The sequence below is a fragment of the Pseudomonas sp. 11/12A genome, from assembly GCF_000800055.1.
GTDB classification, from domain to species: domain Bacteria; phylum Pseudomonadota; class Gammaproteobacteria; order Pseudomonadales; family Pseudomonadaceae; genus Aquipseudomonas; species Aquipseudomonas mohnii.
This window is the reverse complement of record NZ_JUGV01000001.1, coordinates 4333586-4348232: the sequence shown is the minus strand read 5'-3', so window position 1 is coordinate 4348232 and position 14647 is coordinate 4333586. Positions and strand designations below refer to the sequence as shown.

Annotated in this window: 11 protein-coding genes; 4 read left to right on the top strand and 7 right to left on the bottom strand. The window is 61.5% G+C overall.

What is annotated here, in order from left to right:
* Positions 1-214: 214 nt before the first annotated feature.
* The 6 genes from GQ39_RS19955 to GQ39_RS19930 all read right to left on the bottom strand — a co-directional run bounded on the left by GQ39_RS19955 (position 215) and on the right by GQ39_RS19930 (position 8837).
* Positions 215-439, bottom strand: a complete 225-nt coding sequence (locus GQ39_RS19955) for a hypothetical protein (protein ID WP_047532933.1) — start codon at positions 437-439, stop codon at positions 215-217.
* Positions 440-639: 200 nt separating this feature from the next.
* The gene (locus GQ39_RS19950; protein WP_047532930.1) at positions 640-2004 is read right to left on the bottom strand and encodes a heavy metal sensor histidine kinase; all 1365 of its coding nucleotides are present in this window, start codon (positions 2002-2004) and stop codon (positions 640-642) included.
* A complete protein-coding gene (locus GQ39_RS19945; RefSeq protein ID WP_033056445.1) occupies positions 1994-2671 on the bottom strand; it encodes a heavy metal response regulator transcription factor in 678 nt (225 codons plus the stop codon). Before GQ39_RS19945 ends, GQ39_RS19950 begins: the two co-directional genes overlap by 11 nt.
* A gap of 9 nt (positions 2672-2680) precedes the next feature.
* Entirely contained in the window at positions 2681-5794 is a 3114-nt protein-coding gene (locus GQ39_RS19940) for a multidrug efflux RND transporter permease subunit (RefSeq protein ID WP_047532926.1), read from the bottom strand.
* Complete coding sequence (locus GQ39_RS19935) at positions 5791-6951, bottom strand: efflux RND transporter periplasmic adaptor subunit (protein WP_047532923.1); 1161 nt, start codon at positions 6949-6951, stop codon at positions 5791-5793. The genes GQ39_RS19940 and GQ39_RS19935 overlap by 4 nt, the downstream gene beginning before the upstream one ends.
* 917 nt (positions 6952-7868) lie before the next feature.
* Positions 7869-8837, bottom strand: coding sequence for a LysR family transcriptional regulator (locus GQ39_RS19930; RefSeq protein WP_047532920.1), 969 nt, complete (start codon positions 8835-8837; stop codon positions 7869-7871).
* Positions 8838-9108: 271 nt separating this feature from the next.
* Between GQ39_RS19930 and GQ39_RS19925 the strand changes: the two genes are divergently transcribed.
* From GQ39_RS19925 to GQ39_RS19910, 4 genes are all read left to right on the top strand, one after another.
* On the top strand, positions 9109-10608 hold the full coding sequence (locus GQ39_RS19925; protein WP_047532917.1) for an efflux transporter outer membrane subunit: 1500 nt from the start codon (positions 9109-9111) through the stop codon (positions 10606-10608).
* 183 nt (positions 10609-10791) lie between these two features.
* Complete coding sequence (locus tag GQ39_RS19920; RefSeq protein WP_047532916.1) at positions 10792-12990, top strand: FUSC family protein; 2199 nt, start codon at positions 10792-10794, stop codon at positions 12988-12990.
* The gene (locus GQ39_RS19915) at positions 12980-13180 is read left to right on the top strand and encodes a DUF1656 domain-containing protein (RefSeq protein WP_047532914.1); all 201 of its coding nucleotides are present in this window, start codon (positions 12980-12982) and stop codon (positions 13178-13180) included. The genes GQ39_RS19920 and GQ39_RS19915 overlap by 11 nt, the downstream gene beginning before the upstream one ends.
* A 10-nt stretch (positions 13181-13190) precedes the next feature.
* Positions 13191-14045 carry an efflux RND transporter periplasmic adaptor subunit gene (locus GQ39_RS19910; RefSeq protein WP_047532912.1) on the top strand — a complete coding sequence of 285 codons (855 nt, stop codon included), beginning with the start codon at positions 13191-13193 and terminating at the stop codon, positions 14043-14045.
* 118 nt (positions 14046-14163) lie between these two features.
* On the opposite strand, the gene GQ39_RS19905 is transcribed toward GQ39_RS19910, so the two are convergent.
* The gene (locus GQ39_RS19905) at positions 14164-14562 is read right to left on the bottom strand and encodes a hypothetical protein (RefSeq protein WP_047532908.1); all 399 of its coding nucleotides are present in this window, start codon (positions 14560-14562) and stop codon (positions 14164-14166) included.
* Positions 14563-14647 lie beyond the last annotated feature (85 nt).

Below are 14647 nucleotides of genomic sequence, written 5' to 3'. Positions count from 1 at the left end.
AACCGAATGGGAAATGCACGCGCAGCCAAGCGCCCTGGTCCAGGTTGAACGTTAGTGTTTTTGCGGTGGGAGACGTCGCTTACAGAAGAAATCGAGCGTGTCGTTTAAACAACGCGACGAAAAAAAGCCGCTGATAGCAGCGGCTTTGAAGACAACTTTTCAAAGGGAAGAGCCGATGAAAAGCGTCGAGGGAAAGAGGTGTGGCGCGCAGCAATCAGCTGTCTTTCCGGGCTTCAGGCTGGGTCTTGGAACTCGCTGCTTGAGGGGCCTGGTTGGCTTTCTGGGCTTTCGCGGTCATTTCGCCCTGATGCTCTTCAAACGCTGCGGCGCGTGCGGAATTCTGTGCGACGAAGGCGTGCGACTCTTCAGCCATGGCGAACGGAGACACGAACAAAGAGGACAAAACGAAAGCGCTGGCAATACCCATACTGTTGGACATCTTTAAAACCTTCTTGCTTGGCAAGTGCTATTTAGTGCGGGCAAAGATAAGGATCTTGAGCGCCGAGAAACAGACCTGATTCAAGAAAGGACTATTGCGTATTAAGCAATAGTTCGTGTTCCTGAAGGCAACAGGACTTTGTGGCGAAGGAGCTTGTCGGAACGCCGCCCGGAGCAAGCTCGCTCGCCACAGGGATAGGGTCAGACAGGCAGGTGAATCCCGAAGGTATTCATCCCATGGTCGCTGCGCACGAACACATCGCCGCCATGCATCAGGGCAATCGCCTTGACGATCGCCAACCCCAACCCATGGTTATTGCCGCTGTTGCTGCGCGAAGCATCGACGCGGTAGAAGCGCTCGAACAAACGCGGCAAGTGCTCGCTGGCGATGGGCGAGCCGGGGTTGGCCACGCCAATGCTGACCAGATGCTCTTCGGCCTCGATCATTACCTGAATGACCTGCCCGGGCGCGGTGTGCTGCACGGCGTTGCTCAACAGGTTGATCAACGCCCGGCGCAGATGCGCGATCTCGATTCGCACCTGCGCATCGCCGCTGACCTGCACCTGAACCTGGGCATCCTCGAGAATGAAATCCAGGTATTCCAGGGTCGTCGCCACTTCGTCCGCCAATGAGGTGGAGGTCAATTTGGTCGCCTTGCTGCCTTGGTCGGCGCTGGCGAGGAACAGCATGTCGTTGATGATCGAACGCAGTCGCTCCAGCTCTTCGAGATTCGATTGCAGCACCTCGAAATAATGCTCGGCCGAACGTCCGCGGGTCAGGGCGACCTGGGTCTGGCCGATCAGGTTGGTCAGGGGCGAGCGCAGTTCGTGGGCGACGTCGGCATTGAATGACTCAAGGCGCGAGTAGGCCTGCTCGACCCGTTCCAGCGTGGAATTGAACGAGTTGACGAACTGATTCAACTCCGGTGGCAATGACGACATCTGCAGACGCCCCGAGCGCAATGGCGGAGCCAGACGCTGGGCCTCCTGGGACAGCTTGATCAAGGGTTTGAGACCGATCCGCGCCACCCAATAACCCAGCGCCGACGCCAGCAGCACCCCGATAATCGCCAGGCTGACCAAGGCGATCAGCAAGTGGTGTTGGGTCTGGAGAAAGGTTTCGGTGTCGATGCCGATCATGAAGCGCAGTGGCGGGCGTTGGTCCTTGGCCGGGAACTCACTGACCAGCACTTTCAGTGGATAAGGCTGATCCGGCAGTTGCAGGTCGCGCATGCCCAGCGGCCCTTCGGCGAAAGCGCGGATTTGCGGAGTGAGGTTGCCGTATTCGTAGTGCGGATCGCCACTGGTGATCCAGAAGCTGATGCGTTTGTCCTCTTCGCCGAGCAGCTTGAGCTTGTTGTTGATCTTTACCCAGTGCTCGGGCGTGCCATAGCGGCCGACGGTGGATTCGAGCACGCTGTAGCGCGCATCCAGTTCGGCCTCGGGCAACAGTCCCAAGCCTTTATCCACCTGCTGGTACAGCGCCCAGCCGATCAGCAGGAACACCAATAGCGCCACCAGCGTGAACATGCCGCTCAGGCGCAGGGCAATCGAATTACTGGACACCCCGGCTCTCCAGCACATAACCCATGCCACGAATGGTGTGCAGCAGTTTCTCTTCGAACGGCCCGTCGAGCTTGGCCCGCAGGCGTTTGATCGCGACTTCGACGACGTTGGCGTCGCTGTCGAAATTGATGTCCCAGACCATCTCGGCAATCGCCGTTTTCGAGAGGATTTCCCCTTGCCGGCGGGCCAGCACGCTGAGCAGCGAGAACTCCTTGGCGGTCAGGTCCAGGCGTGTACCGGCGCGGGTGGCTTTGCGGCTGATCAAATCTATCCACAGGTCGGCGATGCTCACTTGCACCGGTTCATGGCCACCGCTGCGCCGGGTGAGCGCTTGCAGGCGCGCCACCAGTTCAAGGAAGGAAAACGGCTTGCCGAGGTAATCATCGGCACCGTCGCGCAGGCCTTTGATCCGGTCTTCGACACGCTCCCGGGCGGTGAGCATGATCACCGGGGTTTGCTTGCGCGCACGCAGGGCGCGCAGTACGCCGAAGCCATCGAGGCCCGGCAGCATCACGTCGAGGACGATCACCGCGTAGTCGCTTTCCAGCGCCAGGTGCAGGCCTTCCACGCCATCGCGCGCCAGGTCCACGGTGTAACCCTGTTCCGTCAGGCCGCGGTGCAGATAATCTGCGGTTTTTTCCTCGTCTTCGATAATCAGAACGCGCATGACCCCGCCTCAGTCTGTGGTTGCCAGCGCCGGTGTGGGCGGAGGCGCTGGTGAGAGAGAGTGCCTATGAAATAAACGCTCCAGCCATAAGTATATGACCGGCGTGGTGAACAGCGTCAGCGCCTGGCTCACCAGCAAACCGCCAACCACCGCGATCCCCAGGGGTTGGCGCAGTTCGGCGCCGGTGCCGTAGCCGAGCATCAGCGGCAAGGCGCCGAGCAGGGCCGCGAGGGTGGTCATGATGATCGGCCGGAACCGCGTGATGCAGGCCTGGAAGATCGCTTCTTCCGGTGGCAAGCCACCTTTGCGCTGCGCGTCGAGGGCGAAGTCGATCATCAGGATGCCATTCTTCTTCACGATACCGATCAGCAGCACCAGGCCGATCAGCGCCATGATCGAAAAGTCCTGGCCGCAAATCCACAGCATGATCACCGCGCCAAGACCTGCCGATGGCAGGGTCGAGATGATCGTCAGCGGATGCACGAAGCTTTCATAGAGCACACCGAGAATGATGTACACCGCCACCAGCGCCGCCAGGATCAGCCACGGCTGGCTGGCCAGCGAACTCTGGAATGCCTGGGCCGCGCCCTGGAAATTGCCGCTGATGGCCACCGGCATGCCGATGTCGAGCTTGGCCTGGTTGAGCATGATCACCGCATCGCCCAACGCCACTCCGGGCGCCAGGTTGAACGACAGGTTGGCCGCCGGGAACATCCCGTCATGGGCGATGGACAGCGGGCCGATGGTCGGCGCATCGAATTTCGCCAGGGCCGACAACGGCACCATCTCGCCGCTCAGCGGGGAGCGCAGGTAGAAGTAGTTGAGGCTTTCCGCCTTGCCACGTTGCTGGGTGTCCAGTTCCAGGATTACGTTGTACTGGTTGATCTGGGTCTGGAATTCGTTGATCTGGCGCTGGCCGAAGGCGTCGTACAGTGCCTCGTCGACATCGCTGGCGGTCAGGCCGAAACGTGCCGCCGCGCTGCGGTCGATCGTGATATGGGTGATGCTGCCGCCCAGTTGCAGGTCGTTGGACACATCGCGGAATGCCGGGTTGCCACGCAGTTTTTCCGTCAGGCGCTGGGTCCAGGTGCTCAGGACCGCGCCATCGTTGCTCTTGAGCACGTATTGGTACTGGGCGCGGCTCGGGCCGGAACTGAGGTTGATGTCCTGGCCGGCGCGCAGGTACAGCACGATGCCCGGCACTTTCATCAGTTGCGGGCGAATCCGGTCGATGAACTGACTGGCCGAAACATCGCGATCACTGCGTTTTTTCAGGGAAATCCAGAAACGGCCGTTGGCGATGGTCTGGTTGCTGCCCGACACCCCGACCGAGTGGGAAAAGGCCGCGACCGCTGGGTCTGCCGCGACGATTTCAGCCATCGCCAAGTGTTTTTTCACCATGTCGCTGTAGGAGATATCCGCAGCCGCCTCGGTGGTGCCGAGGACGAAGCCGGTGTCCTGCACCGGGAAGAAACCTTTGGGTATAAAAATGTACCCGGCAATCGCCAGTCCGAGGGACAGGCCGAACACCCCGATCATCAATTTCTGATGCGCCAGGGCGCGGCGCAGGCCTTTTTCATAGAGGGCCAGCAAACGATCACCGAAGGTCGGTGTGCTGTGGGCATGATGCACGGGGGCACGCATGAACAGCGCGGCCAGGGTCGGGGCCAATGTCAGTGACACCACCACCGAAATCATGATGGTCGAGGTGGCGGTCAACGCGAACTCCTTGAACAGTCGCCCGACCACGCCGCCCATGAACAACAGGGGAATGAACGCCGCCACCAGCGAGAAACTGATCGACACCACGGTGAAACCGATCTCGCCGGCGCCTTTGATCGCCGCTTCGCGCATGCCGTCGCCAGCCTCCAGGTGGCGGTGAATGTTCTCCACCACCACGATCGCATCGTCGACCACAAATCCCACGGCCACTACGATGGCCACCAGCGTCAGGTTGTTCAGGCTGAAGCCCATGACGTACATCAGGGCAAAACTGGCCGTCAGCGAAACCCCGAGCACCGCCGACACAATCATCGTCGCCGACCATTGGCGCAGGAACAGCGCCATCACGGCGACCACCAGCAGGATGGCGATCAGCAGGGTGACCTCCACTTCATGCAACGAGGCGCGAATGGTCTGGGTGCGGTCGACCAGCACTTTGACCTGCACCGACGCCGGCAACATGGCTTCGAGGGCGGGCAATGCGGCCTGGATGCGATCCACGGTCTCGACGATGTTGGCGCCCGGTTGCCGGGAAATCACCAGGTTCACGCCGGGTTTGTCCCCGGCCCAGGCCTGTACGTAAGCATCTTCCGAACCGTTGACGACGTTGGCGACATCCTTCAGGTGAACCGGGGCACCGTCCTTGTAGGAAACGATGAGCTGGCTGTATTCCTCGGGGTGAAACAACTGGTCGTTGGTGGACAGTGTCGAAATGCTCGACTCGCCGTACAGGGCGCCTTTGGCCAGGTTGAGGCTGGTTTGCTGGATCGCCAGGCGAATGTCCGCCAGCGTCAGACCGATGGCGGCGAGCTTGTCGGCCGATGCCTGGACGCGAATCGCCGGGCGTTGCTGACCGGTGATGTTGATTTGGCCTACGCCGTCGATCTGGCTGATCTGACGCGAGAGCAGGGTTTCCACCAGGTCGCTGAGTTCAGTGCCGGGCATCTGGGTCGAATTGACGCTGAGGATCAGTACCGGGCTGTCGGCCGGGTTGACCTTGCGCCAGGTCGGCAGGGTCGGCATGTCCTTGGGCAGTTTGCCGGCGGCGGTGTTGATCGCGGCCTGGACCTCTTGAGCGGCGGTATCGATGCTTTTATCGAGGGTGAATTGCAGGGTCAGGTTGGTCGAGCCCAGGGCACTGCTCGAGGTCATCTGGGTCACGCCGGGGATGGCGCTGAATTGCACTTCAAGTGGCGTGGCCACCGACGACGCCATGGTTTCCGGACTGGCGCCCGGCAATTGCGCCGCCACCTGGATGGTCGGGAACTCTGCTTCCGGCAGTGGCGCGATGGGCAGTCGAGGGAAGGCGATCACGCCGAGCAGGATCAGAGCAAACGTCAGCAGGATGGTCGCGACGGGATGATCGATGCACCAGGCCGAAACCGAACCGTGGCCCTTCATGGTTTCGACTCCGATTGGACCACTTGCGGCGGCTCAGTCAGGACCTGCACGGTCGAGCCGGGCTTGAGTCGCGACTGACCGTCGCTGACCAGCAGATCGCCCGGCTTGACGCCTTTGATGATGTCCTGGCCGCTGCCTTGGGACACCATCTGCACGTTAACGGTTTCGACCTTGTCGCCGTTCACCCGGTAAACGAAATGCTGGTCAAGGCCACGCTGTACGACGGTGGGTGGAACCACCAGGGCATCTTTATCCAGCGCTGTCTGAATCTTTACCGTCACCAGCAGGCCCGGCCAGAGCTTCTGCGCGGGGTTGCTGAATTCAGCCTTGGCGCGAATGGTCCCAGTGTTGGCATTGATCTGGTTGTCGATCAGGGTCAGATGGCCTTCACCCAGCAGGTTGCCGGTTTCACCCTCGGTGTCGGCACCGATGTAGGCCTTCACCTGGGCGCGCTCCGGATCGCCGATCAAGCCTTGCAGGGTCGGCAGCATTTGTTGCGGCAGGGAGAACTCCACGGCGATCGGGTCGATCTGGGTCACCGTAAACAGCCCTTGAGCGTCGGCCATGCGCAGGAAGTTGCCTTCGTCCACCGTGCGAATCCCGACGCGGCCGGTGACCGGGGAGCGAATCTGCGTGTAGGACAGTTGCACTTGCGCCGCATCGATCGAGGCCTGGTTGCCCTGGGCAGTGGCCTTGAGCTGGTTGACCAGCGCCTGTTGCTGGTCGTAGGTCTGTTTGGAGACGCCGTCGTCGACGCTCAGCAGTTTGTAGCGCTTGAGGTTGACCTGCGCCACTTGCAGTTGCGCCTGGCTCTCACCCAGTTGCGCCCTGGCCTGATCGAGGCTGGCGCGGATCGAGCGGTCGTCGATGGTGGCCAGCAGGTCGCCCTTGTTCACCAGTTGGCCTTCCTTGACCAGCAGTTTGGTGAGAATACCGTCGATTTGAGGGCGCACCACTACGCTGTGCAGGGACAGGACCGAGCCGATACCGGTGACGTAGCGGGGAACGTCTTTTTGGATGACGCTGACGACGCGTACGGGGATGGCGGTGGGGGCGGCGAGTCTGGTCTTGGCGGGTTGGTTGGCATACCACAGGCCCAGCGCTGCCAGGACGATCAGGAGGGCGACGATCAGGGCGGGTTTTTGCTGGATTCGCATGCGAGTGGTGCACCAGGGCTGGTGGTCGGTAGGTCGTTACTTCCTTTATAAACCTGTTTGACGGTCAGGAAGGTGACTGCTAACTGACGGCGCTGTCAGTTTGGTGTGACCTCGGCGGCCCTGCTCGCGATGAAAGCCCGGGCAACGCGGGCCTTCAGACAGCCCGTGTCATCGTTGACGTCCATCGCGAGCAGGCTCGCTCCTACAGGAGCTCTAGCTGCCGGTATCGTCGTTGCACCCCAGCCTGCCGCAGTTCGATGTAGCGCGAAGGCGGCCTGACAGCCGACCATTCACTTGCGCTGTACTCAATCCACTGTAGGAGCGAGCCTGCTCGCGATGAAAGCCCGGGCAACGCGGGCCTTCAGACAGCCCGCGTCATCGTTGACGTCCATCGCGAGCAGGCTCGCTCCTACAGGAGCTCTAGCTGCCGGTATCGTCGTTGCACCCCAGCCTGCCGCAGTTCGATGTAGCGCGAAGGTGGCCTGACAGCCGACCATTCACTTGCGCTGTACTCAATCCACTGTAGGAGCGAGCCTGCTCGCGATGAAAGCCCGGGCAACGCGGGCCTTCAGACAGCCCGTGTCATCGTTGACGTCCATCGCGAGCAGGCTCGCTCCTACAGGAGCTCTAGCTGCCGGTATCGTCGTTGCACCCCAGCCTGCCGCAGTTCGATGTAGCGCGAAGGCGGCCTGACAGCCGACCATTCACTTGCGCTGTACTCAATCCACTGTAGGAGCGAGCCTGCTCGCGATGAAAGTCCGGGCAACACGGGCATTCAGACAGCCTGCGTCATCGTTGACATCCATCGTCGGAACGCCGCCCGGAGCGAGCGAGTTCCTACACGTGGTCTTGGTCGAACGCGGAATAGGGTTACGCAGCCCATTCCCCCGTGGCGGCATTGTGTGTCCCTGGCAGGCTCAGTTCGCCATTCGCGCCCCGGCCATGCTCCCGCTCATTTCATAAGCCGCCAGTTCGACTTGGTGTGCCGCCAACAACTCCGGCAGCGATCCGCGCAAATACTCGACCCAGGTCTTGATCTTTGCATCCAGGTATTGCCGCGACGGGTAGATGGCGTACAGGTTCAGCTCCTGGGAGCGGTATTTGGGCATCACGCGTACCAGAGTGCCGTTGCGCAGGCCGTCGATCGCTGCGTACAGCGGCAGCACGCCGACGCCCATGCCGCTGGTAATCGCGCTTTTCATGGCGTCGGCGGAGTTCACCAGAAACGGAGAGCTATTGATGGTGACCATTTCCTGGCCGTCCGGGCCGTCGAAGGCCCATTTTTCCAGGGGGATCACCGGGCTCACCAGGCGCAGGCAGGCGTGGTTGAGCAGGTCACTGGGTTTTTGCGCGCAACCGTTGGCTTTGACGTAGGCCGGGGAGGCGCAAACGATACTGAAGGTGATGCCCAGGCGTTGGGAGACGAAACCCGAGTCCGGCAGTTCGCTGGCCAGGACGATGGACACGTCGTAGCCTTCGTCGAGCAGGTCCGGTACGCGGTTGGCCATGGTCAGGTCGAAGGTCACGTCCGGGTGGGTCTTGCGGTAGCGGGCAATGGCGTCGATCACGAAGTGCTGACCGATGCCGGTCATGGTGTGCACCTTCAGTTGCCCGGCCGGGCGCGCGTGGGCGTCGCTGGCCTCTGCTTCGGCTTCTTCGACGTAGGCCAGGATCTGTTCGCAGCGCAGCAGGTAACGCTTGCCGGCTTCGGTGAGGGCGATGCGGCGGGTCGTGCGGTTGAGAAGACGGGTTTGCAGGTGGGCTTCCAGGTTGGAGACCGCGCGCGAGACGTTAGCCGTGGTGGTGTCCAGTTGTACCGCGGCGGCGGTGAAGCTTCCCGCTTCGGCCACGTAACTGAAGGCGCGCATGTTTTGCAATGTGTCCATGGGGTGCTCTCGGGTTCGATGGCAAATTGTGACATGAAGTTTCAGGATTTGAGACCCCGACCAAGGGATTATCGCGTTAACGGTAACAAAGATTCACAGGAATTCCGGCTTATCGCGACCAATGCTCATCCATAGAATTGTATGGACCGTAGGAGCTGGCTTGCTGGCGCATGCGTCGCTGCTGTCATCCCGATGTTCCAGGGTGTCTGCATCGCCAGCAGCCGGCTCCTGTCAGATCTCGTTACCTCCTCTATTTCAGGAAATCGCAGCAGTGCCGCGTCGCATTAGCAGAGCGCTTCAACCGCTCAGTGTTTTGGCTTTAACCCTGGCAATCAGCGGCTGCATCGGAACCGGAGGTATTGCCCCGCAGGGCAAGGCGCTGGAGGCCGACTCACTGGTCACCGACGAAGCCATCCAAAGCGCCGCTCAGGATGCGCATTGGCCCACCGCACAGTGGTGGCAGGCGTATGGCGACCCGCAACTGAATCGCTGGATCGACCTCGCCGTGCAAGGCAGTCCGACCATGGCCATGGCCGCCGCGAGGGTGCGTCAGGCCAAATCCATGGCCGGCCTCGCCGAGTCTGCCGAATCGCTGCAGATCAATGGCGAATCGACCCTCAAGCGCCACAATTGGCCGACCGATCAGTTCTATGGCCCCGGCAACCTGGCCAACACCACCACCTGGGACAACAACGCCGCATTGGGTTTCAGCTACGCACTCGACCTCTGGGGCCGTGAAAGCAATGCCACCGAGCGCGCCGTGGACATGGCCCACATGACCGTCGCCGAAGCGCGCCAGGCCCAGCTCGAACTGCAGAACAACATCGTGCGCGTCTATATCGAACTCTCGCTGCATTACGCGCAGCGGGACATTGTCGAAGCCACATTGAAGCAGCAAGAGCAGATCCTCGAGCTGGCGCAAAAGCGCTTGAACGGCGGAATCGGCACCCATTTCGAAGTCAGCCAGGCCGAAACGCCACTGCCGGAAACCCATCGTCAGATCGATGCGCTGGACGAAGAAATCGCCCTGAGCCGCAATCAATTGGCCGCGCTCGCCGGTAAAGGTCCTGGCGAGGGCGCGCAGTTACAGCGACCGACGCTGTCGTTGGGCGCAGCGCTGAAGTTGCCGTCATCGTTGCCGGCGCAGTTGCTCGGTCAACGCCCGGACGTGGTCGCCAGTCGTTGGCAGGTGGCGGCGCAGGCGCGCGGTATCGATGTTGCCCATGCCGGTTTCTATCCCAACGTCGATCTGGTCGGCAGCCTCGGCTACATGGCGACTGGCGGTGGCGCGCTGGAGTTTTTGACCGGCAAGAAACTCAACTACAGCGTCGGCCCGGCGATTTCCTTGCCGATCTTTGACGGCGGGCGATTGCGCGCGGAGCTGGGTGAAGCCTCGGCCGGTTATGATATCGCCGTGGCGAAGTACAACCAGACCCTGGTCAATGCGCTGAAGAACATCTCCGACCAGTTGATCCGCCGGGAGTCCATGGACAAGCAGCAAATGTTTGCCGCCGAGTCGGTGGCGACCGCGCAGAAGACTTACGACATCGCAATGGTCGCTTATCAACGCGGGCTCACCGATTACCTCAACGTGCTCAATGCCCAGACCCTGTTGTTCAAACAGCAGCAAGTGCAGCAACAGGTTCAGGCGGCGCGACTGAGTGCTCATGCCGAGTTGGTGACGGCGTTGGGCGGTGGGCTGGGGGCCGGTAACGATGTGCCCAAGGACAGTCAGACAGCCGCGCCGAAAACGCCGAGACTGCTGAGATGACCCGGATGCATCAGGCAAGGCCATCTTTGTGGCGAGGGAGCTTGCTCCCGCTTGAGTGCGCAGCACTCACAAAATCAGCAAAGACTGCCAGCGTTTTGGGGCTGCTTTGCAGCCCGGCGCAAGCAAGCTCGCTCGCCACAGGGTTTCAATTGTTTCCAGACTTTCCTAAGTGAGCAGGACTCCATGACTCCCTTGCCCGCACCTCTGCGCTGGCTGTATTCCCTGGAATGGCGCCGGGGGTTCTTCGACTGGGCACGCAGCGACGGCGTGACCTGGGTCTATATTTTCAAGGTGTTGATCGCCGCATTCCTGACCCTGTGGCTGGCCATGCGACTGGAGTTGCCGCAGCCGCGCACCGCGATGATCACGGTGTTCATCGTCATGCAGCCGCAGAGCGGTCATGTGTTCGCCAAGAGTTTTTATCGGTTCCTTGGCACCCTGGCCGGGTCGTCGGTGATGGTCGCGTTGATCGCCCTGTTTGCGCAGAACACCGAACTGTTCCTCGGTTCGTTGGCGATCTGGGTCGGTATCTGCACGGCCGGCGCGGCCCGTTATCGTAATTTTCGCGCCTACGGTTTCGTATTGGCCGGTTACACCGCGGCGATGGTCGGTTTGCCCGCGCTGGCCCATCCGGACGGTGCCTTCATGGCGGCGGTCTGGCGGGTGCTGGAGATCTCCCTGGGGATCCTCTGTTCGACCCTGGTCAGCGCCGCGATCCTGCCGCAATCGTCCGGTGCCGCCATGCGCAACGCCCTTTACCAGCGTTTCGGCGTGTTCGCCTTGTTCGTCACCGACGGTTTGCGTGGGCGCAGTCAGCGCGAAGCGTTCGAGGCCGGCAACGTGCGTTTCATCGCCGAGGCCGTGGGCCTGGAGGGGCTGCGTAGCGTCACCATGTTCGAAGACCCGCACATGCGCCGCCGCAACGGCCGGCTCAGTCGCTTGAACAGCGAGTTCATGGGCATCACCACCCGCTTCAACGCCTTGCACCAGTTGTTGGAACGCCTGCGCAGCAGTGCAGCGGATCAAGTGGTGGCCGCGATCAAGCCGGGGTTGATTGATCTGGCCGAATTGCTCGACGGCTTTAGCGGCCGCGCCCTGACCAACGCCGATGCGGCGCGTCTGGTGAAGGCTCTGAGCGCTTATAAGGAAGGGCTTCCGGCGCGGGTACGCAGCCTTCGGGCGCTTTTCCAGGAGAGTCAGCCAAGCGACGCCGAGCAACTGGATTTCCACACGGCGTATGAACTGCTCTATCGCTTCGTCGATGACCTGCACAGTTATGCACAGACCCACGCGTCGCTGGCCGATCACAGCCACGAACGGGAGCGCTGGGACGAGCCGTTCATGCCGCAGACCAGTTGGCTGGTATCGGCAGCCTCAGGGATTCGTGCTGCCTTCATTCTGGTGGTGCTGGGCAGCTATTGGGTCGCCACGGCGTGGCCGAGCGGGGCGACCATGACCTTGATCGCCGCCGCCACCGTCGGCCTTTCCGCCGCCACACCGAACCCCAAGCGCATGTCATTCCAAATGGCTTGCGGCACCTTCCTCGGGGCGCTGATCGGCTTCGTCGAGATGTTTTTCATTTTTCCGCGGATCGACGGGTTTCCGTTGCTCTGTGTGATGCTCGCCCCGGTGATCGTGCTGGGGTCGTTCCTCACCTCGCGGCCGCAGTACGTCGGGGTAGGGCTGGGATTGCTGATCTTCTTCAGTACCGGTTCGGTGCCGGACAATCTCACGGTCTACAACCCGTACACCTTCATCAACGACTACATCGCCATGGTGCTGGGCATGCTGGTGTGCGCGGCGGCGGGGGCGATCATTCTGCCGCCCAACAGCCGTTGGTTGTGGCGTCGACTGGAGCAGGATCTGCGGGGTCAGGTGGTGTATGCCATCAGCGGCAAACTCAAGGGCCTGGCCTCGCGTTTCGAAAGCCGCACCCGCGACCTGGTGCACCAGGCCTATGGCTTCGCGGCGGGGCAGCCGCAGGTCCAGCGAAACCTGTTGCGCTGGATGTTCGTGGTGCTGGAGGTGGGGCACGCGATCATCGAACTGCGCAAGGAACAAGCCGTCCTGCCGGTGCATCCCGCCTATGCCGAATCCCAGCCGTGGCGCCAGTCGATCCGTGTGATGGGGCGTTCGCTGGTGCGGCTGTTTCTGCAACCCGGCCAGAGCAATCTGGAGCGTGCGTTGATCGCGGTCGACCATGCGATCAGTCGCGTGCAAGCCACCGACGAACCCTTCGCTCCGCACTTCGACACCTCGGCGTTGCGCCGGGTCAAGAGCTACCTGCACTTCATCCGCACCTCGCTGCTGGACCCGCAATCACCGCTCGCCGGCTACAACCATGCCACCGCCAAGCCCCAAGGACTTGAACATGCCTCGTGAAATCGCCTTCCACGGCGTGTACATGCCGACCATGACCCTGATGTTTTTGATCGCGGCGGCGCTGGCCTGGGCGCTGGACCGCTTCTTGTCCGGGTTCGACCTGTACCGTTTTTTCTGGCACCCGGCGTTGCTGCGCCTGAGTCTGTTTACCTGTCTGTTCGGCGCCCTGGCGCTGACTGTCTACCGTTGAGAACACCTTGATGAAAAAGCTATTCAGCCTGCTTGCAACCCTGCTGGTACTGGCCCTGGCGATATGGATCGGCCGGACCCTCTGGGTGCATTACATGGAGACGCCATGGACCCGCGACGGTCGGGTGCGCGCCGACATCATCAACGTCGCCGCCGACGTCACCGGCGAGGTGGTGGACGTGCCGGTGCGTGACAACCAGTTGGTGAAGAAGGGTGACCTGCTGATGCTGATCGACCCCGAGCACTACCGCCTCGCGGTCAAGCAGGCGCAGTCGCTGGTGGCTTCGCGCAAGGCCACGTGGGAGATGCGCAAGGTCAACGCCCATCGCCGGGCCGATATGGACAACCTGGTGATCTCCAGGGAAAACCGCGACGACGCCAGCAACCTCGCCGACTCGGCCCTGGCCGATTACCAGCAGGCCCAGGCGCAACTGGAAGCCGCGGAACTGAACCTCAAACGCACCGAAGTCCGCGCCGCCGTTGACGGTTATGTGACCAACCTCAACGTGCATCGCGGCGACTACGCGCGCATCGGCGAGGCGAAAATGGCCGTGGTCGACATGAACTCGTTCTGGGTCTATGGCTTCTTCGAAGAAACCAAACTGCCCCATGTGCGCGTGGGCGATAAGGCCGACATGCAACTGATGAGCGGCGAAGTGCTCAAGGGCCATGTGGAAAGCATCTCGCGCGGTATCTACGACCGCGACAACCCGGAAAGCCGTGAGTTGATCGCCGACGTGAACCCGACCTTCAACTGGGTGCGCCTGGCGCAACGGGTGCCGGTGCGGATTCACATCGACGAAGTACCGGAAGGCGTGCTGTTGGCGGCGGGGATTACTTGTACGGTGGTGGTGAAGCCATTGTAGGAGCGAGCTTGCTCGCGATGGAATCAAGGGCGCCGCGTTTATCCAGAAAGAACGCGTTATCGTTGACCTTCATCGCGAGCAAGCTCGCTCCTACAGTTGATTGTCGTCGAGTCCGGGATCAGCCCTGGCTAAACGTCTCGTGCAAATGCCGCCACAGCACCTTGCCGTCCGCCTGTTTCTCGAACACCACGGTCGAGCGGCGATCCGAATGCAGCCCCGTCGCATCGGTCTGCTGCTCGCGGTAACTGACGGTGGCGCCACCGTCATGCAGCGCAATGCCGCGAAATTCGCTCAACTCGATACGAAAACCCAGCTTCTTGCCGCCGGCCAGCATGAACAACTCGTTCAGCGCGGCAAAGTCCAGCACTCGTCCCAATGGCGAAACCATGGAGAATTGCGGCGAAAAGCGGGTCAGCAGCTGTTCAAGTTCGCGCCCATCGCGTTCTTCGGCCAACCATTGTTCGATGGCGACGTGGGCCTGGATAACTTCTTCGAAGTATTCGGTGTAGTCGGTCATGGTGTTTCCTCAAAATCTGCTTGGCCTGTTCTGACGCCATCGCGGGCAAGCCTCGCTCCCACAGGTCCTGCGCAAATCCTGCAGG